The following is a 20,689-nucleotide window of genomic DNA, read 5'->3' as shown; positions in this document are numbered from 1 at the left end:
CGCACCGCCAGACGCGACCAGGCACATGATGACCGCCAGCACGGACGCCCCGACGGTCCTGACGCCGATGTGCCCCGAGATCGGTTTCCGTCGCCGCTGTTGCCCACGTCACGGCTCATCCCGCAGGGCTGGAAGGTCGTGCCAAAACCCTGTTCAAGTCCTCTTACCTGCTGGTAACTTGCGCGCTGTTACCGGCAGTAACGCGCACCTGTCCCTGTGATCCACGAAACGAATCCGAGGGAACCATGCACCGCATCGCCATCGGGAAACTCGCAACCGCAGTTGCCACCGCGCTGGCCGTCACCGCCGTTCCGGCGGCCACGGCAGCGGCCGCCCCCTCCGCGTCCTCGACAGCTGTGGCGGGCGATTCGTTCTACGCATACGACGGCAGCGAGCCCTTGTCCTCGTACGCACCGGGCGCCGTGCTCAAGACGCGGACGCTGCAGTACCACGTCGTCGGCATTCCGACGCCCGTCAAAGCAGTCCAGCTGCTGTTCCGTACCGTGGATGCCCAGGGCCGCCCGTCCGCCGGGGTGACCTCGATCGTACGCAGCCCCAACGGAGACAACGGCAAGGCCGTTTCGTACCAGTCGTTCTACGATTCCCTCAACCCTGCGGACTCGCCGTCCCGGGCGATCGCGGGTGACGTCTCCCTCGGGGGCCTGATCGCTAACGGGGAGTCCCTGCTCCTGGTGCCGCTCCTGCTGGCGGGCTACAACGTCATCATCCCGGACAGCGAGGGACAGAGCGCGGACTTCGCGGCCGGTCCGGAGTACGGAACGAACACGTTGGACTCGATCCGGGCCGCGAGCCAGTCCCCGGAGACGGGCCTGAACTCCGGCACCAGGATCGGGTTGGCCGGCTATTCGGGCGGAGCCATCGCCACCCACTGGGCGGCCGTGCTCGCTCCCACGTATGCGCCGGACGTCGACAAGAGACTGGTGGGCTACGCCGAGGGCGGGCTGCTCGTCGACCCGGCGCACAATCTCAAGTACGTCGGCGGCAGCGCCATCTGGGCCGGCGTCGCGCCCATGGCCGTGCTCGGGGCCGCGCGCTCCTACGACATCGACTTCACGCCCTACCTGAGCGACTACGGCCGGCAGGTGTTCAAGAAGCTCGAATACGGGTCGATCATCAATGCCCTGGGCCAGTACCCAGGGCTGACCTGGAAGCAGATGGTTAAGCCGGAGTACGCGAACCCGAATTCCGTGCCCCCCTTCGTCGAGGCGGTCAACAAGCTCAACCTCGGCTCGGCCGCCACCCCCAACGCCCCCGGGCTCATCGTGCAGGGCAACGGAGGTGTCTTTGAGGGCACCTTCAGCAATCTCCCGGGCATCGGAAGGGGTGACGGGGTCATGGTCGCAGGAGACGTACGCGCACTGGCCCGGCAGTACTGCGACAAGGGCAACACGTCGATCAAGTACCAGCAGTACGAACTCCTCAGCCATGTCGGCGCCGCAGTGCCGTGGGCACCCTCCGCCCTGGGATGGCTCAACGACAGGTTCGCGGGCAAGACGCCCCCGTCCGACTGCGGCCGGATCCCCGCGGGCAACTCACTCGCGCCGGAGGTCCCGACCACCAGGTCTTGACATCCCCCATCGGCCCCGTTCATCTACCCTCGGACGGGCCGGACTTCCTGGGCCACCCGCTGCCATACCCGAGGATACTCCTCGCCTGATCAGAAGCCCGCCTCCGTCAAGGTGAACGGCACCGTCTTCAAGTTCACGCTCGCGGACGTCGAGGCCGCCGCTTCACGCCTGGTACCTGCCCACCACACCAGCTCCCAAGCCATTGATCTACCCGCCCGATGAGCGCGGCCGGCGCACGTTCCGATTTGACGGCCAGATCCGATGCGCGGCCGACCGTGCATCGGATCTCCCGGAGCTCCCGCGGCAGGCCGGAATAGTAGGCGCCGGGACTTCGACCTGACGCAGGCCGAGTTCGTGGAGTGGCGGGGCTCGGCCCGGGTACGTGGGCGAAGTCGCCGCCGGTTTCCCATGGGCAACACCCGGCCGACGACTCCACGTGTCGTCGACCAACGTCCGCCGCTACTTCAAGCCGTCCCCGGAGGCCATCGCCGAACTCACCAGCCTGCTCGCCCCCAGCAGCAGCGGTAGGTGACCCGCGGTGATGCCCTCGACGGAAGTCCGGTCCGGCTGTTAAAATGAACGCGTTGGCCTTCGGCGTCCCCAGCGGGTGCGTCAGGAGGCTTTTTTCATGCCTTCTGACGCCTTCACACCCACTGCACCTGCCAGCACCAGCTATCGCGCCCTGTTCCGCAACAGGGAGTTCGCAGGCCTGTACGCCAGCTTCACGTTGACGGTTGCCGCGAGCACCTTGTCAGGCTTCGCGCTGAGCACCCTGGTCCACGATCAGACCCACTCCCCGTTCCTGACGGCCGTGAGCATGTACGGCGCCACGTTCGCGGCGGTGCTCGGTGCGTCGACACTGATGTCGGTCGCGGACGGACGCCGTCCTCGCCGCAGTCCTGACCGGACTCGGGCTGGCCGTGGTGACGACCACCGTCCGGGATCACTCGATCCGTCTGACCCGTCGCCCGGGACTGCGACAGACCTGGGCCACGAACACCGCGCTCTTCTCCCACCCCGGCCGGCGGGCGCTGCTGCTGAACCTGTGGGTCCCCAACGGCCTGATAGTCGGCTGCGAGGCCCTGTTCCTCTCCTACGCCCCCGACCACGCGGGCGCGCTCCTCGCCGCAGGATCGGCGGGCATGCTCCTCGGGGATCTGGCCGTCGGCCGACTGCTCACCGCCGACCAGCGACGCCGCTACGCGTCCGCGCTGCGGCTGCTGCTCGCTGCCCCTTACCTGCTGTTCGCGATCCATCCGCCCATGCTGGTCCTGGGCGCCGCGGTGTTCGCCGCCAGTGCCGGGTTCGCCGCCACCCTGCCTCTGCAGGAGCAACTTCTCAAGCTGACCCCCGGTCCGGTCCTCGGCCAGGTCCAGGGCGTTGAGTCCGCCGGCCGCATGACCTGGCAGGGCCTCGGAGCCGCGATCGCCGGCGGCATCGCCCAGCGGTTCACCCCAGGCACCGCGATCACCGTCATCGCCGCGGTGTCCGTTGCCATCACCGTCGTGTCCCGGCCGTTCGTGGTCCGGGCCCGCGCTATCAGTGTCGAAGAGGCGGGCGCATAGCCACACCGAACCGATAGTCGGCTGCACACTTCTCGCACTAGCCAAGGCGAGTCGATCGTGTGGTTCTTGGGAGTCAGTACGGCCTCGGATCTGCCGAAGTCCCGGGCGCCTCCACACTCGACCGAACCATCGAAGGAATCGTCCAGACCTTCGTGGTCGGCAAGTTCTACCTGATGTTCTCCTGCCTCTTCGGTTACAGCTTCACCCTCCAGCAGGCCTCCGCCGAGCGCGCCGGCGCGCGCCGTTCCCCGGTTGCTCCGCCGCTCGCTCGGCTTGCTCGTCCTGGGGGCCCTGCACGCCGTCCTGCTGTACACCGGCGACATCCTCATGACCTACGCGCTGCTCAGCCTGATGCTGATCGCCGCACGCAACTCCTCATCTCGCGCGGCCCTGAGTGCCGCCCGGACCCTGTACGGCTGCGCAAGCCCCTTCCCGTCCATCGGTGCTTCACCAGCAGCACCCGCACGAGGTCCGCGTCGAAGCCCCGTACCTCCGCTGCCAGGGGTTCCATCGGCTTCGTGGCGGCCCGGGAAAGCCACACGCGGGTACCGTCGAACTCACGCACCGCCAATCTGGCATCAGCAGTAGGCAGCCGGCGAACCGGGCGCCGGCCCACCCACCGACAGCGAGCCCGATCGCCTGGTCCATCCGGCCCACGACCAGGGTGCGGCGCCGGTACGGCGTTGTCGGGCACGGAACCTACTCGGCCACGGTCTTCCGAGAGCAGATGCCGTTGTCGCGGAAGAACCGGCGGACCGCAGCCGCACCCTTAGGCCTCCCAGAGGACGATCTGCCGGCCGCCGCTGGTACGTGCTGTGGACGCGGGCTGCTGACGCGTCGCACGACGGGCCCGCCACCGACTGCTGGCGGGCATGCAGGCCGATCCACACCACGTCTCCGACGGCTTCCACGGCATCGATGAGCAGTCCTTCGACGTCAGGTCACACCAGACCCCAGGACGGAGGGGGCGACCTTTCCCGGACCTCTCCGGGTGCAGGAGTGCTCAGGCGTCCGGACGGCAGCGGCGGCGGTAGTAGCCGTATGTCAAGACCAGCACCAGGGGGCCCCACAAGGTCAGCAGGCCGCTGACCGTCATCGCCAGCGTGTCCCAGCCTGGGGCGTATGGGACACCTCTCGAACCGCCGATATGGAAAGCCGTGAAGATCCAGTTGACCATCAGCCCCAGCAGGAGGAGCCCGCCGATGGTGGCGGGAACGATCGCCGCGAAGGGTGGGATGCGTCGGCCGCCCAGTTCAGGAACCCAGTCAGGCACGACCTCTCCCCACCGGCGCACCAGCCCGAAGCTGAGCAGCGCGAACGCCTCGGTCAGGAGGCTGAGTCCGAAGACATACGGGACGTGCCACCATGCCGAAGGCGTGTTCTCTCCACCCATGGCATAGCCGAAGCCGATGGGCAGCCGCCAGAGACACACGGGCAGCCCCACCAGCGGGATGAGGTGGGCAACTCTCTCGGCCCACAGCGGGACAGGGCGCTCGGTCCCCTTGCCCTCAACTGCCCCATGACGTGTGTTGGTTGACATATTCCCAGTGTTCCTGGTCCTTCTCCTCCCGGGATCATGCTCCAAGCGGACGTGGCTCCCCCGCTCGGGTGACGGCCGCTGGCTGAAGATCCTCCGCATGTCGGTTCCCAGGCAGCGAGATCTCTGTCCGCAAGTAGCGCGATCCTGCGAGCCGGCACCGTCATCGACGAACCCGCGCTCGTCCTGGGCCCCCACCAGATCACCAGCTGGATCATGCGCCGCCCCGAGACCCTGAACAGCAGCGAAAGCACCCGACTCGACCGCGTCCCGCCCCGTGACCGGGCCGCGCTGACGGCCCTGCCGGCCCGGTCACGGGGCGGAGCTACGGGCCACCCCGAAGCACTCGACGCGGCCCGTTTCATCCTCCGCCACCCACCCCTGCCCTGGCCCGCCCGCGCCCCGCCCGCGCTGCTCGCCGCGAACGCGATCACGCTGCTGCCCCCGTGGGCTTCGGCCCTCCTGGGACTGCGCCCCGTGACGGGCCCCAGGACGACCTGCGCGCGCCTGTCGGGGCACGCCCTGACGCGCACGATCCGGTGGGCGATGGCCCCGCCGTCCCGACCGACGTACTGAGCCGGTGCCCGGACGCCGCGCCGAGATCGCCGTCAGCCGGCGGGCAGGGAGAGGTCGGACAGGAGCAGGAGCGCGGTATCGGCTCCGGCGAGGGCCAGGACGATCAGGAAGGGCATCCGGCCGTGTGCGAGGACTGGTGGTGCGGCCACTGCCGCCAGGCACAGGACCAGTGTCCCTCCCAGCAGCAACCGGCCGGCGATGGGCACGGGGCCGGGCGGGCCGAGGGTCAGCACCGCGCAGGAGGCGAAGGCGAGGACGGCGGCCAGCGCGATGGATGCGCGTCGCCCCAGTCTCTGCGGGAGCCCCAGGACGCCGCCCTTGATGTCCTCGTCGATGTCGGGCAGGGCGTTTGCGAAGTGGGCGCTGGTCCCCAGCAGGGCCGCCGCGGCGGTGAGCCACACCGGCGGCCAAAGGGCCCCCGGCGAGGTCAGGGTGAGGACGGCGGGGAGCAGCCCGAAGGCGATGGTGTACGGCAGCCAGGAGGCGCGCGTGTGCTTCAGCCACATGTTGTAGGCCCAGGCCGCGGCGACGCAGCCGAGGTGGACCCCGCCGGCCAAGGCGCCGCAGGCCAGCGACAACGGGACGCAGGCCGAAAGTGCCGCACACGAGGCCGCGGTCACTGCCGCGGGTCGTACCTCCCCTGCGGCGAGCGGCTTGTCGCGGCGGCCGGCCGCCGCGTCGCGCCGCATGTCCAGCCGGTCGTTGCACCAGCCGATCGACAGCTGGCCTGCGGCGACCGCGGCCACCGCTGTGGTTGCGGCGGCGGGTCCCAGCCCGGCGGCGGCGGCCAGCAGGACCGTGAGGAGGGTGACGGCGGCGGCGGGCACGGGGTGACTGGCCTTCAGGAGGCTTGCAAGGGCGGGCCGCCGGGCCGCGGTGCATCCTGCGGACGGGCTGGGAGCGGCGGCTCCTTCGTCGGTGGTGGTGGTGGGCACCGCACCACGCTATGGGTCCGGCGCGCCCGTGGCGGCCACGTTCAGCGTGCCGACGTCCCGCTGTCCCTATGTTGGAGCAATGACACGTGTCCTCGCGGTGAGCACGGTGTTCCCACCGCACCGTTACATGCAGCAGGAGATCACCGACGTCCTCGCTTCCTGTCTGCCGTCCGGGGCCGACAGGGCGCTCTTGCGCCGGCTCCACGGCGCGGCCCAGGTGGAGACGCGTCACCTCGCCCTTCCGCTGGACCAGTACCGGGAGCTCGGCGGCTTCGGCCAAACCAACCGTCTGTTCGTCGAACTCGCCGTCGCCCTGGGTGCCGAAGCGGTTGAGCAGGCGCTCGACGAGGCGGGGGTGCGGGCCGAAGAGATCGACCTGGTCGTCTCGACGACCGTGACCGGCATCGCGGCGCCTTCCCTGGAGGCCCGGCTGGCCGCTCAGGTCGGCCTGCGGCCCGACGTCAAGCGGGTACCGATGTTCGGGCTCGGCTGCTCCGCGGGGGCGGCAGGGCTGGCCCGCGTCCACGACCTCCTCACCGGCCGGCCGGACTGTAGGGCGCTCCTGCTGTCCACCGAACTGTGCTCGCTCACCTTGCAGCCGACGGACACCTCGATGGCGAACCTGGTCGCGGGGAGCCTGTTCGGGGACGGGGCCGCCGCGCTGGTGGCCGTCGGTGACGACCACACTCCCGCGACAGCGCACGGGGCCGGCTGGTCCGGACCGGTGGTCGCGGACACGCGCAGCCGCCTGTACCCGGGGACCGGACACCTGCTGGGCTGGGACATCGGCGACTGGGGCTTCCGCATGGTTCTCGGCCGGGAGGTCCCCGAGCTCGTCAGGCTGCACGTGGCGGAGGAGATCGAGTCCTTCCTCGCCGCTCACAACCTCAAGCCCCGGGACATCGCGGCCTGGATCTGCCACCCGGGCGGCCCGAAGATCCTGGACGCACTCGCCGACGAGCTCGGACTGCCGGACTCCGCCCTGGCCCCCTCCCGCCGCGCGCTGGCCGCCACGGGAAACCTGTCCTCCGCCTCGGTGCTGCAAATCCTGCGCGATACCCGCGCCGCAGCTCCGCCGCCGGGAGCGGCCGGCCTGATGATCGCCTTCGGGCCGGGCTTCTCCTCCGAACTCGTGCTGCTGAACTGGTGAGTGCGTGATGACCCCCTACAACCTGCTCATCCTGCTCGTCATCGCCGAACGGATCGCGGAACTCTCCGTCGCCCGCCGCAACGGCGCCTGGAGCCGGGCCCGGGGCGGCCTCGAACACGGGGCCGGGCACTACCCTGCGATGGTCGCCCTGCATACGGCCCTGCTCCTCGGCTGCCTCGTGGAGCCCGAAGCGGCCGACCGGCCCTTCCTGCCCCTGCTCGGCTGGGCCTCGTTGGTCCTGGTGCTGGCCGCCCAGGGCCTGCGATGGTGGTGCATCAGCTCCCTCGGACCCCGATGGAACACCCGCGTGCTGATCGTCCCCGGCCTCGCGCTGATCACCGGCGGCCCCTACCGGTACCTGCGTCACCCCAACTACCTGGCGGTCGCCGTCGAGGGCCTGGCACTTCCCCTGGTGCACACCGCCTGGATGACCGCCCTGGGCTTCTCGCTGCTGAACGCCGCCCTGCTGACCGTACGCATCCGCTGCGAGAACGAAGCCCTGACGCCCGTACGCACTCTCCCCACCCCAGGCGCGGCCACGTGATCGACCTCCTCATCGTGGGCGGCGGCCCGGCGGGCCTGGCCACCGCGATCCACGGAGCGCTCGCCGGATTCGACGTCGTGGTCGCCGAACCGCGCCCGGCGCCCATCGACAAGGCCTGCGGCGAGGGCCTGATGCCGGGCGCAGTGCGCGCCTTGGACACCCTGGGCGTTCAGGTACCCGGCTGGCCCCTGCGCGGCATCCGCTACCTGGACTCCGCCGGCGAGCGGCACGCCGAAGCCGCGTTCCGGGCGGGTCACGGCCTCGGCACGCGCCGCACGCTGCTGCACGAGACGCTGGCCGCCCGGGCCGCCCAACTCGGCATCCCGACCGTCCCGCGCCGCGTCCGTCGGGTCAGCCAGTACGACGAGTACGTCGTGGCGGACGGGATGGCCGCCCGCTATCTCGTGGCAGCGGACGGACTGCACTCGCCGACCCGGCGGGCGCTCGGCCTGAGCGTGCGGCCGACCGGCCGGCGGCAGCCGCCGCCGCGGTACGGACTGCGGCGCCACTACGCCGTCGAGCCGTGGAGCGACATGGTGGAGGTGCACTGGTCGGCCGGCTGCGAGGCGTACGTCACTCCACTGGGCCCGCGCCAGGTCGGTATCGCCGTCCTGACGTCCGAGCAGCTCCCGTACGACGCCCAACTGGCCCGGTTCCCCCTGTTGGTGTCCCGGCTCGGTACGGCCGGTCGGACGCCGGTCCGGGGCGCGGGTCCGCTCCGCCAGCAGGCCCGCTCGCGGGTAGCCGGCCGGGTCCTGTTCGTGGGCGACGCCGCCGGGTACGTCGACGCCCTGACGGGCGAGGGCCTCGCGCTCGCACTGACGGCCGCCGCCGAACTGGTGCACTGCCTGCGCGAGGGCCGGCCGCAGGCCTACGAACGCGCGTGGCGCCGGCTGTCCCGCAACTACCGACTGCTGACCACCTCCCTGCTGTGGGCCCGGAACCAGCCCCGGCTGGCGCCGCTGATCACTCCCACCGCGGCCCACTTCCCCCGCCTGTTCCAGCGCGCCGTGAACTTGCTGGCGTGAGCGTGAGCGTGATTGTGGTCGGGCGACGGGGACGAGCACGCGGCATGCCCCGTAGGTTTGCCCGACCCAATCTGGAGGCAACTCTAAAATTGGAAGGGCCTCCAAGTTCTGGAGAGGGGAAGCGCGCATGAGGACGAACCGCGTGCAGTCGGCCGGAGGGGGACTGCGCGAGCAGCACAAGGCCCGGAGACGGACGCGCATCCTCGACGCGACACGCGAACTCCTGCGGGAGGACCCGGAGTCGGTAATCACTACCGAGCGGATCGCCGAGCGGGCGGAGGTCTCCCCGGCCACCGTGTACAACCTGATCGGACCGCGCGAGAAGATCTGGAAGGCCCTCGCCGAGGGGTTCCTGGACGACCTCGAAGGCCGCTTGTCGGCGCTGGGAACCGGTGACCCGCAGGAAGTCGTCAGATCGACCGTCCGGCTCTTCGTCGACGACCCGGTCGTCTCCCGACGCATGGTGCGCGGCTGGCAGGAGAGCGGCCTCGTGCTCGACCGTGGTCCGCTGGACCCGCTCCGCCGGGCGATGGCGGACGCACGGATCCGCGGCCTCCTGAGGGCCGACGTCGGGACCGACGCGCTGGCCGCGGTGGTCAGCGCCTCGTGCGTGGGTGCGATGCACCAGTGGGTCGTCGGCCTGATCGATGACGACAGGTTCCTGGCGCGCGCCCTGTTCGCACTGGACGTCGCGCTCGCCGCGGCGGCCGCGGATCCCTACCGCGACCAGTTGCTCGCGCCCCTGCGGACAGGGGACGCGGTATGACGGGCGGCGCACTGCCGGGCCCCGGGAGCTTCGTGGGCCACGGCGGGATCCGGCTCGCGGCGGACACGTGGGGCGAGTCGTCCTCCCCTCCTCTGGTCCTGCTGCACGGCGGCGGCCAGACGCGGCGCGCCTGGGGGCGTACCGGCCCTCGGCTGGCCGCCCTGGGGTGGCAGGTCGTCGCCCCGGATCTGCGCGGGCACGGCGACAGTGCATGGTCGGCCGATGGGGACTACGCCCTCGACCTGTTCGCCGAGGACGTCCGGGCGATCGTCGCCGGGCTGGACGGCCGTCCGGTGCTCATCGGCGCCTCGCTCGGGGGTCTGGCTTCGCTACTCGCCGCCGGAGAGGCACCGCCGGCGGCGGTCCGCGCCCTGGTGCTGGTCGACGTCGCCCATCGGCCGGACCCCCGCGGGTTCCGCCGGATCGTCGCCTTCATGCGGGGCCATCCCGACGGATTCGCCGACGCGCGTGAGGCGGCCGCGGCGGTGTCCGCCCACCTGCCGCACCGCCCGCGTCCGTCCGACCCCGAGGGGATCCGGGCCAACTTGCGGCCCCACGGTGAGCGCTGGGTGTGGCACTGGGACCCCCGGATGCCGGACAGCTTCGAAGGCCGGATGGACCCGCCGGGCATGGCGGAGCGTCTCCTCGACGCCGCGTGCGCGGCCGACGTGCCGATCCTGCTGGTCCGCGGTGGGGTCAGCGACGTGGTGCGCGAGGACGTCGCAGAGCAATTCTGCGTCAGGGTTCCCCGGGCGCGGCGCGTCGATGTGGCCGGGGCAGGCCACATGGTGGCGGGCGATCGGAACGAGCACTTCCTCGATGCGATCGTCCCGTTCCTCCAGACCATCGAGTGAGTCCGACGCCCCCTCACCCGGCGCCGTCCTCCGACGAACTTCCCCGTCTCGCCTCCGCGCCCCCTTCCCGCACGGGCGCGGTCCACACGGTCAGGGTCGGGAGGTGGGCCCCCCGCGTTTCGATTTTTGGGACTTCAGCGTGTCCATCGCGATGTACGCGAACGTCGAGGAACGCGGGCGATTCCTCCTGGACACTTTCGGGAGCCATCCGTGGCTGTGGTCGCCGACTTGGTGGCGGACTACGGGAACCGCTGACGGCCGGCCGGGGCAGCCGAGGCGTACCTGCCGCTCCAGCAGGAGGGCGACGCGTTCTTCCTCCCCATCGACGAGAGGCTCTCCTTCGTTTCAAGGTGCCATAGCTGGCGGCGCGGAGGTTTCACGATGTCCCAGCCTCGGCTGAGGGCAGTCTCGCCTCCTCTCGACCACAACGCCCGCGGGAATCTGAGACAACCCATCGACGCAGACCCCTGCTTTACCCTTCGTTTCGACAACTCAGCCGTCGATGTCCAGGTAGAGGACATCGACGACTTCAACCATCTTCGGCTGGCCGTCATCGCCGCGCCGCAATCACCACGTCGGCATCATGACGGGCCGGACGAGTCCTCGGTGGTGGGGAGGAAGTCGGAGATGAGGACGGAGAATTCCTCGGGGTCGAGGATGCGGACGCCGAGCTCTTCGGCCTTGGTGCGCTTGGATCCGGCCTTCTCGCCCGCCACCAGGAGGGTGGTGCGCTTGGACACCGACGACGAGCTCTTTCCGCCGGCCCGCTCGATCAGCTCGTTCATCTCGTTCCGGGACAACGCCGCGAGGGGGCCGGTCATGGAGCCGGTTACCACGACGGCCTGTCCGGCCAGCGGGCCGCCCGCCGAGTCCTCGCCGACCTCTCCGTCGGTCGCGGGCTTCTGCGGCTCGGTGACCTGGACGCCGACCTGCTGGGCCTGGAGCTTTTCGAGGAGCGGGGCGAGTTCGACGAGTTCGGCCGCGATGACGCGGGCCTTCTCGGTGCCGATGCCGTCGACCCCGGCCAGCGTGTCCGCGTCGGCGGCCCGGATCGCGGCCATCGACCCGAAGTACGCGGCGATCCGGCGGGACATCGTGCGCCCGGTGCCGCGGACTCCGAGGGCGCAGAACACGCGGCTCAATGCGGCCCCGCGGGCGGTCTCGATCGCGGCCAGGAGGTTGGCGGCGCTGGTCTCGCCCATCCGCTCCAGACCGAGGAGCTGCTCGCGGGTCAGGGTGAACAGGTCGGCGATGTCCTTGACCAGTCCGGCTTCCACCAGCTGGATCGCGCGCGTGCCGCCGAGACCTTCGATGTCGAGCTGGTCCCGGCCGGCCGCGTAGATCACCGAGGCCACGGCCTGACAGCTTCTGCCGCGTACGCACCGCCACCGCTGTTCGCAGGTGTCGATCGCGTCGCCACAACGGGGGCACGCCTCGGGGAAGACGATCGGGCTCTCCGCGCCGGTGCGCTGGTCGAGCAGCGGTGCCTCGACCCTGGGGATCACGTCACCGGCCCGGTACACGAACACCTGGTCGCCGATCATGAGCCCCCGACGGGTGATATCGGACGGATTGTGAAGGGTGGCGTAGGTGACCGTCACCCCATCGATGACCACGGGCTCCAGGACAGCGCGCGGGGCGATGATCCCGGTCCGGCCGACGTTCCACTCCACCGCCAGCAGGCGCGTCACCTTGTGCTCGGCCGCCAGTTTCCTGGCCACCGCCCACCTGGGGGCGCGCGAGCCGTTGCCGGCCTGCCGCTGGTCCTCGGCGGTGTCGGCCTTGACGACGACACCGTCGATCCCGAACGGCAGGTCCGCGCGCAGACCGGCGATCACATCGATGCGTTCCCGCACCTGCTCGACGGTCTCGAATCGCATCGGGGCGGCGGCCGTTCCGGCGGCCGTGTTCGCACCGAGCGCGGCCAGGTTCTCCAGCAGAGCGAGGTGGCCGAGGTCGTCCAGGCCGATCGCGCCGTAGGCGAAGAAGGTCAACTCGATCCGGTAGGGGCGGCCCTTGGCCCGCAGGGTGCCGGCCGCTCCGCTGCGCGGGTGCGCGAAGGGCGTGGCCTCGTGGGCGAGCCGGATCCGGTTGGCCTCCTCGAACTGCGCGGTCGTCAGCAGCACCTCGCCGCGCAGCTCAACGTCGATCGGTCTGGTGAGTACCGGGGGCAGACCGAGGACGGCGTCGGCGGCGTGGGTGATGTCCTCGCCGGCCAAGCCGTCGCCGCGGGTGAGGATCTGAACGAGCCGACCACCCCGGTACCGGGCGGCCACTGCGAGGCCGTCGAGCTTCGGCTCCACACACCACCCGGCCACAGGGCGCCCCAGACGCCGTTCCAGCCCTGCGGCCCACTCGGCCAGCTCGTCGGCGTCGAAGACGTTGTCGAGGGAGAGCATCGGCACCGAGTGCGGCACGTCACCCTGCACAGCCCCACCCGCTACCTTCCCGGTCGGCGACTCGGCGAGCACCTCGTCCGGGTGGCCCTCCTCATAGGCCGCGATGGCGCGCAGCAGCCCGTCGTACTCGTCGTCACCGAGCGGGGTGGTCCCGTCGCCGTAGTACGCGGCCGACGCCGCCACGACGGTGGTCACGGCCTCCACGTAGGCGGCAGGAAAGAGCAGGGCACTGTTTTCGGTCATGAACGTCATCATCCTGCCCGGCACTGACAACGCCACCGCCCGACCGCGCTTGCCACGGCACGCAACCCGACCCGCGCTGCATGGCGGTGCGCCGCCTCGCCGCATCGCGGTATGCCGAGGCTGCCCCGGGGTGGGCGTGTCGCTGTAGTGTCCGGCGTCCTCCACCAGGCGGCGAACCCGCGGCAGGTCCGGGCGTCAAGGCGCTGCTTCAGACCCGCCGTTGCGAGGCTACGGGTGCGCCCGCCGACTCTGGCAGGAAGCGTATGGTGCGCCCCCGCTGGGAGCGTCGGCCCCTGTTCTGGCGGCCAGGGCACTGCGGATCGGCCCGTGATGTGGGAGGGGGCGGGTCGCCGTCGTAGCTGTTGGTGCCGGGCGGGAAGCCTCCGTTGGCGCGTCGGTGAGGGGATACCGGTGGTGTTCGCCCGGTCGTCCTGTCTTCTGTGGGTCACGCTGCCGTTCATGCGCAGGTCTTGGCGACGGCCACGGCGGGGACTCTCACCGCGGCAACGCATGATCCCCCGCAAGCACCCTTCAGGACCAGGTTCGCGTCGGCTGCCTCCCCGGACACGCCGTTGATGTCGAGGGTGAACGTCTCGCTGAACTCGCGGCTGCTGGCCTTGAGTACGTACGACTGGGTCACGTCCAAGACCGCACTGCCAACGATCCTCCTGTTCCGCTACACGAACAGGGTGGTCTGCTCCTGCACGCAGCCCTCGAACTGGTTGCCGTGGTTCGGCCCCGGCACACACCGCGGGGGAGCCGATGAATGCGCGAATGCGGCGCACGCCCAGCACTCACGTGGGCCTCGGCGAGCGCGTCGATGATGCCGTGGCACCGGGCGGCGGTCAGGTCATGGGTCGAGCCGGGCAATGCCGGCGAGACCCGCAGCAGTCGGCCGAACGGGTCGGTGAGGACCTGGATGTTCATGCCGTGGCGTTTGTGCTTCCCGGAGTAGTACGGAGTGTCGGCGGCGATCCGGTCGATCGGCAGCAGGGGTGCCGTCCAGGATCACGAAGGCTTTCGCCCCTACGGTCTTCATCGCCTCGGTCAGGGTCGGCGCGGCGGCGGCCAGGACGTCGATCACCTCACGTATGTCTCGGTACACGGTCGCGACGCCGATGCCGAACCAGGCGGCGAGCCGCGCGTAGGTGCCCCCGCACCGCAGGCGGGCGAGGGCGAGCAGGGCCTGACGGCCGACAGGCAGCCGTCGCCACCGGGTCCCGATCTCTCGCTGCCGGGCGCGGAGCCGCGTGGTCACGTAGCGCAGGGTGCCGCTGGACAGATCGATCGACGGGGGGTAGACAAGCACGCGGAAGCTCCTGCGGACACGGGTGATCTTGGTCGAGAACCCGTCTACCAGGAGCTTCGTCGTTTCGTGCAGCTGGCAACCTCCAACACCTCACCGCCGCAGTCAGGTTGGAAAAGGCTCACTGTCCCAGGGACGATGTGGGCCGCGGTCGCGTGCCGGGGGACCGCGAGCGCCCCGTGCAGCTCGAAGTACTCCCGCGGGGCGGCGATTCTCGGCGAAGGCGACGTCGTGCAGCAGCCCTGGTGACGCGCCCTTTTGATGCGAGATCCGCATCGGGGCGGCCTGGTGCGCGTAGAGACGCTGACGGACTGCTGACCCTGTGGGTACCGCGGAGCTTGCGTTTCGTCCGTGGTGGGTTTGGCCAGGGTTCGTTGCGCGGAATCGGGGGTAGCAGTGCGATGTTCGGCCTGTGTTGTCTGTAAGGAGCAAGGATGACCACTTTTGTCGTTACCGTTCCCGGCACGTTCGTGTCGGCCGTCACCGACTCCGCGCGCTCGGCTCTCGTACGGAAGCTGGCCTCGCGGCACACGGAGGTCATCGAGGGCGAAGGCATCGACCTCCTCACGCTGAACGAGGGCGGCACCTTCTCCGTTCGCCTCGAGGTCGATGCCCCCGACCGGTACGAGGCGGAACTCGACGCCACGAGGATTCTCTCGGCCGCGCTGAAGGAGGCAGGCATCGACGAATCGGCCGCTCCGCTCGGCCCGCCGGCCATCACCGGTATTGACAGCGACCTCTGAGGACGGACCTGCGAACGGCCTCGACAGTTGCGAAGGACGGTGAAGGTGTCGTTTCCGGCGTTGCCGTTGAGGACGCCGGAGTTGGGATGATGCCGAACGCTCTTCCAGTATCTGTGTCTGAACCCCGCTCGTGGGTTGGCCCGTTCCGGAAGCCGCACCCCCGACTCCGATAGAACACCCCGGCTCGCCGGGCGCACCCCTCAGTGATGGCTCAAATCGCCTGCGCGTGGCCGGATTTGCCGTCATTGGAGTGTTCGCCGGATGCTTCGTTAGCATGTGTGCCGCAGCGACTCCGGGAGAAGCGAGGGCGCACGGTGGACGGTTCCATGGTTGACGCGGTGGTCGCCTCGGTGGGCGCGGCGGTCGGTGCCTATGGTGCGGCGGTACTCACCCGGGGGGAGGACGCCGCCGCGGACGCCACGGTGCGCCTCGGGCAGCGCCTGCTCGCACGGCTGCGGCGAAACCCGGAATCCGGGGACCAGATCGCCGAGGCCGTCGAGAACCTCGCGGCTCACCCCGGGGACGACGACTACCTCGGACTGCTCCGCGCGAAGATCGCCAGAGTGGTCGACGGCGACCGGGCGCTGGCTGGAGAACTGGCCGGACTGCTCGCGGCGGCAGGCCGGCCAGTGGTCACGATCAGCGGCGACCGGACGGCCGTGGTGCGGGAGAACACGGGCATCGTCTCTCTGGGCGACCATGCCACCAACACTGTCGGGGACCGCTGAGCATGGGCATGGACCCCTACAGCAGGCACGCCGAGGTCGAGGTCAACCACGGGATCGTCTCCCTGGGCGACGGTGCGAAGAACACGATCAACAACTACCACCACCCCCTGCCCTCGGCCGCGTCGCTGAGCTGGCCGGGCGGGCCGGGGCGGCTTTCCCCGACCGCCCTGGCCGCCGGCCGGTTCGTGGGCCGGGAGCAGGAACTCCGCGATCTGGACACTGTTCTGCAGTCTGGAACGGGGCTGATCGCCCAGACCGTCGCGGGCCTCGGCGGAGTCGGAAAATCGGCGCTGGCCTGCCGCTACGCCCAGCTGCGGCAGGATGCGTACAGCCCCGTCTGGTGGATCCCCGCCGACAGCCCCGACCAGATCGAGGCCGGCCTGGCCGCGCTGGCCGTGCGGCTGGTGCCCGAGCTGAACCGAGCGACCCTGTCGGACGCCGCCGCGTGGGCACGCAGTTGGCTGGCCTGTCACGACGGATGGCTGCTGATCCTGGACGACGTCTGCGCACCAGCCGACGTGCAGGAGCTGATCGGCTCACTGGGCGGCGGCCGATTCCTGATCACCAGCCGTCTCGCCGAGGGCTGGCAGGACCTGGTCGACCGGCCCGTAACGCTCGGAGTCCTGTCGGCCGAGGAGGCCACGGAACTGCTGCGGCGTTCTGTTGGCCGCACGGACCTTCCCGACGCGGCCCGGCTGAGTGCGCGGCTGGGCCACCTTCCTCTCGCCGTCGCGCAGGCGGGCGCCTACCTGTCCCAGACCGGCATCAGTGTGGCCGAGTATCTGGACCTCCTGGACCACAGCAGCGCCGAAACCTTTCGCCAAGCTGCTGCCGGGACACCGGAAGACCGGACGATGGCCGCTGTCTGGACCGTGACCCTGGACAAGATCGTCGCGCAGGACGAGCTCGCCCTCGAAGCGTTCAGAACCCTGGCCTGGTACGCCCCGGACGGAATCCCGCGCAGCCTCCTGGCGCCCATGGCCGGTCAGGGAGCACTCGTCCACGCCCTGGGCCTGCTCCGCTCATACCGCATGGTCGACATCGTCGACGGCTCGCTGTCCATGCACCGGCTCATGCAGGAGGTGTTCCGTACACCCGACGCGGCGATCCGACACCGCGAGGACGAGGCTGTCGCCCGGGGGCGCGCCCGCGCGGTGGACCTCCTCCTGCGGGCCCGCCCCCCGATCGACGCCGGACTCGAGGCCTGGCAGGGGTTCCTGCCGCACGCCGCTGCCCTGGTCGCGCACACGGCCCCGTCGCAGGACGACCCCGCGACCAACGGCATCTTCGAGGCGGCCGCGCGCTTCCTCGGCAGCCAGAACCTGCACCACCGGGCCGTTGGGTACTGCTCCCGGATCGCCGGCTTCCACGAACGGACGCAAGGGCCGCACGATCCTGCCACCCTGCACGCCCGCGCCAATCTGGCGGCCGCCCGCCTCGAGGCCGGAGACCGGGTCCGGGGCCGCGAACTCCTCACGGCGAACCTGGCCGACCAGCAGCGGGTCCTGGGCCCCGACCACCGCCTGACCCTGGCGTCCCGGGCCCACCTGGCCGCCATCACCTACGACGACGGCGACCGGGACCTCGGCATCCAGCTGCTGGAGGCGAGCCTGGCACACCGGGAGCGGGCGCTGGGACCGGACCATCCCGACACCCTGGTCTCCCGCGGCAACCTCGCCGTCGCCCACCACGAACGCGGCGACATGGGCCGGGCCGTCGGCCTGTTCGAGGTCCAGGCCGAGGGATGCGCCAGGAACCTGGGCCCGGACCACTTCGACACCCTGCGCGCCCGTCACCACCTCGCCGTCGCCCACCACGCCGCCGGCAACGCGACGGAAGCCGCCCGGCAGCTCGGGACGGTCTTCGCCGACTGCGAACGGATCCTGGGGGTGAGCCACCCCCTGACCGCGGCCGTCCGCTCCGATGTCGCCGCCGTCACCTCGGAACTCACCCAGCAGCCGCGCGACGACATCGAGCAGCTGGGCGCGGAACTCATCGCATGCGAACGGGAGCACGGACCGGCGCACCGGCGGACCCTGTCGGTCCGCGCGACGCTCGGGAGTGCCTACCTCCAGGCCAAGGACGTCCGATCGGCCACCGAGGTCCTGGAAACCGCCCTGGGGTACTCCCTGTGGGTGCTGGGGCCTGAACATCAAGCCACCCTGCGCATGGGTCACCAGCTCGGCGACGCCTACTTCGCGGCCGGCCGGTACGCGCTGGGAACCGAGATGGTCCGGGAGGCGTTGGCCGACTGCGAACGGCTGCTGGGGCCCGGCGAGTGGGAGACCGAGAACGTCCGGGCCACCCTCGTCTACATGGCCGGGTCCTACCTGATCACCCGCATCCCCGGTGTCCGGACGACGAGGCGCCTGCTGAAACGGGTGCGCCGCCGCGGGCGGCCCGACGTCCACCAGGGGTGGACCCGTCCCGACACCGACCCCGAGCAGGTCCACGCGGCCGCGGCCGAGGGACTGAGGCGGCGCTGGGCGGGCGAACTCCGCGCGTCCGAAGGGCTCCTGCGCGTCGCCGCCGACGGCGGGAACAGCTCGGCGATGGCCAACCTGGGGATGGTGCTGGCCCGGACCGGCCGCCCCGCCGGAGCCGAGTTCTGGCTGCTGCGCGCGGTGGACGCCGGCGAGGAAGCCGCGAGTGGACCCCTCGGGAGCCTGCTGGCCGAGACAGGACGGTTCAAGGAGGCGCAACCCTGGCTCAGGCGTGGCGCGGCGACCGGCGCGGTCGACTCGATGATGGACCTCGCGCACGTACTCATCCGCACCCGTCGCGGGCGGAGCGAGGCGGAACAGTGGTACCGGCGGGCAGCCGCCGCGGGCGACCCCGAGGCCGCCCGCTTCCTGGAGCAGTGGACGGCCCTGGGCCCCCGACGGCGGCCGGGACCCCGCTGAGTTGCCCTTCTGGGCCTCTCATCGGATGCCCGATAGAGGGGGCCCGCCCAATTTACGAGCCAGCACTGACACTGCCTGTTGAGCAATCTGCTGCCTGGTTGAACGGCAAGTTCAGAGCCTGGAGGACCACAACCACGCCGGCGGGGCACCCCGCTCCTTCGACAGATGCTTCGGGCTCCGGCTCGGATTCAGGTACCGGCCCCAGATTTGGGCCTTGCGATAGGGGCCGTCCCCGCCACTGTCGGCCGAGGCCGCGCAAAAGCAACTGCGCAGAGTGGCCGTCGAAACGGGCCTGAACAAGGGGTCGCCTTGTCGCCGAGGCCGGGAACCGCCCGGTCGTCGGTGATCTTCGCACCGGTGGTGGTCGCCGCGGTCCGGCTGATGGTCAGCATCTGCTGATAGATGCTCTCCGCGAGCGGGGACAGCATGACGTGGCCCATCGCGCTGGCGTAGCCGGAGTCCTTGCTCGTCCAAGTCCCGTTCGACGAGGTCTCACCACCGACGGGCTTGGCCGCAGTGCTGCAGGTGGCGGCTCCCTTGATGTGGCGCTCGACCGTCTCCGGGCGCAGCAGCGCACAGCCGTCGACCAGTGTGGTGTGGGGCGCGGTGGTGGGAATGGCCGGGCCGGAGGAGGGCGAGGAGGACGGCCCGCCGGGGATGGTCGCCGCAGTGGTCGGTGCGGCGGTCGGTGCCGGGTTTGCGAGGTTGGCGACCAGGGTCAGTGCGACGGCTGCGGCGCCGGCCCCGGCGGTGAGGCCGCCGAGTAACCAGGTCCACCGCCGGGGCCGGCGGGGCGCAGGTCGGCCTGGCCGGGGTGGGTGGCCGGGGTGGGTGGCCGGGGTGGGCTGTACCGGCAGGACACGGGGGTGCGCGGAGGGCGGCGGCTGTGTCGCGGGTGGGGTGTCCTCGATGTCGGCCATCTCGCGGTGAACCTTCCGGTGGCGGGTCAGCTGCTGGGCAGGTGGTAGGCGGTCAGCGTGGTCTCGTAGGCGACCAGCAGGGCCGAGTCCTGGAGCAGATCTGCGGGTCGCCCGGCTGCCGGGCGAAGTTCTGGTGCCACTGCGGGGCGCCGCCGGTGGCGGTGAGCGCCTGCAGGGTGATCCCGCCGGCGGCTGTGGGTGCGGTGAGGAGGACCAACTTTTCGGTGGAGCCCCGGACGGTGGTCGTGCCCTGGGGCGATTGCCAGGTCCAGGCGGTGCGTCCGGTGCGCAGGTCCGTTCCGGACGCGCTTCGTGGTCCGCCCAGGACGAGGACTCCTACGGCGTCCGCACTCCCGTTGGCGGAGCCGCTGTGCTGGCCGCTCGAGAGCTTGGTGCCCAGAGCGGGGTCGAAGGCCGCTGTGCTGACCCGCTCATCCGGGGGTGTCGGGATTCCGGGCGGTATGCAGGTGAGCACGCCCTGGTGGAGGGAGAGCGAGTTCTGGTAGCCGGCGGGGGACACGGTCGCGGAGGCCGGTGGAAGGCCGGTGGGCTGGGCGGTGAGGTGCCGGTGAGGAGGGTGGGGAAGAGGCGGGCCCGTGTCCGCCAAGCTGATCGTCTATCCGTCCGACGAGCAGGGGTGGCGCCGGGTGCGCTACGACGGCGTCGCCATCGGGACAACCCACCGCCCAGTCGATATCCGTGTCTTCCTCGCGGCTGGAAGGCCCGACATCTACGCGTGGAGAAAATATGCCCGCATAGCGGACGACTGTCGCGCGAGGGCTACTCACGAGTACTCCGATGCTGCTAGAAGTGTCGGGCCCAACCAACTCACCTCCCACGCAGCGGATTTGAGGCTGATCGTCATGCTCTGGCGAAGACTCGGATGGTCCGTACCGATCACCC

17 protein-coding genes and 1 pseudogene are annotated in these 20,689 nt (G+C 70.7%); 11 read left to right on the top strand and 7 right to left on the bottom strand.

What is annotated here, in order from left to right; genetic code table 11:
• The first annotated feature begins 245 nt into the window (after positions 1-245).
• A complete protein-coding gene (locus OTB20_RS17930; protein ID WP_267818671.1) occupies positions 246-1,589 on the top strand; it encodes a lipase family protein in 1,344 nt (447 codons plus the stop codon).
• A 923-nt stretch (positions 1,590-2,512) separates the two neighbouring features.
• The gene (locus OTB20_RS17920) at positions 2,513-3,154 is read left to right on the top strand and encodes a hypothetical protein (protein ID WP_420716432.1); all 642 of its coding nucleotides are present in this window, start codon (positions 2,513-2,515) and stop codon (positions 3,152-3,154) included.
• Positions 3,155-4,157: 1,003 nt separating this feature from the next.
• On the opposite strand, the gene OTB20_RS17915 is transcribed toward OTB20_RS17920, so the two are convergent.
• Complete coding sequence (locus tag OTB20_RS17915; protein ID WP_267818669.1) at positions 4,158-4,694, bottom strand: hypothetical protein; 537 nt, start codon at positions 4,692-4,694, stop codon at positions 4,158-4,160.
• Between the two features lie 213 nt (positions 4,695-4,907).
• Between OTB20_RS17915 and OTB20_RS17910 the strand changes: the two genes are divergently transcribed.
• Positions 4,908-5,267 (top strand): oxygenase MpaB family protein, encoded by a 360-nt coding sequence (locus OTB20_RS17910; RefSeq protein ID WP_324290391.1) that lies wholly within the window; start codon positions 4,908-4,910, stop codon positions 5,265-5,267.
• Between the two features lie 32 nt (positions 5,268-5,299).
• On the opposite strand, the gene OTB20_RS17905 is transcribed toward OTB20_RS17910, so the two are convergent.
• Positions 5,300-6,202 carry a UbiA family prenyltransferase gene (locus tag OTB20_RS17905; protein ID WP_267818667.1) on the bottom strand — a complete coding sequence of 301 codons (903 nt, stop codon included), beginning with the start codon at positions 6,200-6,202 and terminating at the stop codon, positions 5,300-5,302.
• Positions 6,203-6,281: 79 nt separating this feature from the next.
• On the opposite strand from OTB20_RS17905, the gene OTB20_RS17900 reads away from it, so the two are divergent.
• The 5 genes from OTB20_RS17900 to OTB20_RS17880 all read left to right on the top strand — a co-directional run bounded on the left by OTB20_RS17900 (position 6,282) and on the right by OTB20_RS17880 (position 10,544).
• A complete protein-coding gene (locus OTB20_RS17900; protein WP_267818665.1) occupies positions 6,282-7,352 on the top strand; it encodes a type III polyketide synthase in 1,071 nt (356 codons plus the stop codon).
• A gap of 7 nt (positions 7,353-7,359) precedes the next feature.
• Positions 7,360-7,896, top strand: coding sequence for an isoprenylcysteine carboxyl methyltransferase family protein (locus OTB20_RS17895; RefSeq protein ID WP_267818663.1), 537 nt, complete (start codon positions 7,360-7,362; stop codon positions 7,894-7,896).
• Positions 7,893-8,924, top strand: coding sequence for an NAD(P)/FAD-dependent oxidoreductase (locus OTB20_RS17890; RefSeq protein WP_267818661.1), 1,032 nt, complete (start codon positions 7,893-7,895; stop codon positions 8,922-8,924). Before OTB20_RS17895 ends, OTB20_RS17890 begins: the two co-directional genes overlap by 4 nt.
• Before the next feature lie 127 nt (positions 8,925-9,051).
• The gene (locus OTB20_RS17885) at positions 9,052-9,690 is read left to right on the top strand and encodes a TetR/AcrR family transcriptional regulator (protein WP_267818659.1); all 639 of its coding nucleotides are present in this window, start codon (positions 9,052-9,054) and stop codon (positions 9,688-9,690) included.
• Positions 9,687-10,544 carry an alpha/beta fold hydrolase gene (locus OTB20_RS17880; RefSeq protein ID WP_267818657.1) on the top strand — a complete coding sequence of 286 codons (858 nt, stop codon included), beginning with the start codon at positions 9,687-9,689 and terminating at the stop codon, positions 10,542-10,544. Before OTB20_RS17885 ends, OTB20_RS17880 begins: the two co-directional genes overlap by 4 nt.
• Before the next feature lie 581 nt (positions 10,545-11,125).
• On the opposite strand, the gene ligA is transcribed toward OTB20_RS17880, so the two are convergent.
• The 3 genes and pseudogenes from ligA to OTB20_RS17865 all read right to left on the bottom strand — a co-directional run bounded on the left by ligA (position 11,126) and on the right by OTB20_RS17865 (position 14,495).
• Positions 11,126-13,195: an NAD-dependent DNA ligase LigA gene (gene ligA, locus OTB20_RS17875; protein ID WP_267818655.1), complete on the bottom strand. Its 2,070-nt coding sequence runs from the start codon at positions 13,193-13,195 to the stop codon at positions 11,126-11,128.
• A gap of 448 nt (positions 13,196-13,643) precedes the next feature.
• Positions 13,644-13,826: a hypothetical protein gene (locus OTB20_RS17870; RefSeq protein WP_267818653.1), complete on the bottom strand. Its 183-nt coding sequence runs from the start codon at positions 13,824-13,826 to the stop codon at positions 13,644-13,646.
• Positions 13,823-14,495 (bottom strand): annotated as a pseudogene (locus OTB20_RS17865) (transposase family protein). The gene OTB20_RS17870 and the pseudogene OTB20_RS17865 overlap by 4 nt, the downstream one beginning before the upstream one ends.
• 431 nt (positions 14,496-14,926) lie before the next feature.
• On the opposite strand from OTB20_RS17865, the gene OTB20_RS17860 reads away from it, so the two are divergent.
• The 3 genes from OTB20_RS17860 to OTB20_RS17850 all read left to right on the top strand — a co-directional run bounded on the left by OTB20_RS17860 (position 14,927) and on the right by OTB20_RS17850 (position 18,866).
• Entirely contained in the window at positions 14,927-15,235 is a 309-nt protein-coding gene (locus OTB20_RS17860) for a hypothetical protein (RefSeq protein WP_267818651.1), read from the top strand.
• Positions 15,236-15,561: 326 nt separating this feature from the next.
• Positions 15,562-15,963, top strand: coding sequence for a hypothetical protein (locus OTB20_RS17855; RefSeq protein WP_267818649.1), 402 nt, complete (start codon positions 15,562-15,564; stop codon positions 15,961-15,963).
• Between the two features lie 2 nt (positions 15,964-15,965).
• On the top strand, positions 15,966-18,866 hold the full coding sequence (locus tag OTB20_RS17850) for a tetratricopeptide repeat protein (RefSeq protein WP_267818648.1): 2,901 nt from the start codon (positions 15,966-15,968) through the stop codon (positions 18,864-18,866).
• A 188-nt stretch (positions 18,867-19,054) separates the two neighbouring features.
• On the opposite strand, the gene OTB20_RS17845 is transcribed toward OTB20_RS17850, so the two are convergent.
• Both OTB20_RS17845 and OTB20_RS17840 read right to left on the bottom strand, forming a co-directional pair.
• Positions 19,055-19,786, bottom strand: a complete 732-nt coding sequence (locus tag OTB20_RS17845; protein WP_267818646.1) for a hypothetical protein — start codon at positions 19,784-19,786, stop codon at positions 19,055-19,057.
• Positions 19,787-19,838: 52 nt separating this feature from the next.
• Positions 19,839-20,306, bottom strand: coding sequence for a hypothetical protein (locus OTB20_RS17840; protein WP_267818645.1), 468 nt, complete (start codon positions 20,304-20,306; stop codon positions 19,839-19,841).
• Between the last annotated feature and the right edge of the window lie 383 nt (positions 20,307-20,689).

Source organism: Streptomyces sp. H27-H1 (assembly GCF_026627445.1).
GTDB lineage: Bacteria > Actinomycetota > Actinomycetes > Streptomycetales > Streptomycetaceae > Streptomyces.
Note: the sequence above shows the minus strand (reverse complement) of the source record. Positions and strands in the feature narration are given on the sequence as shown.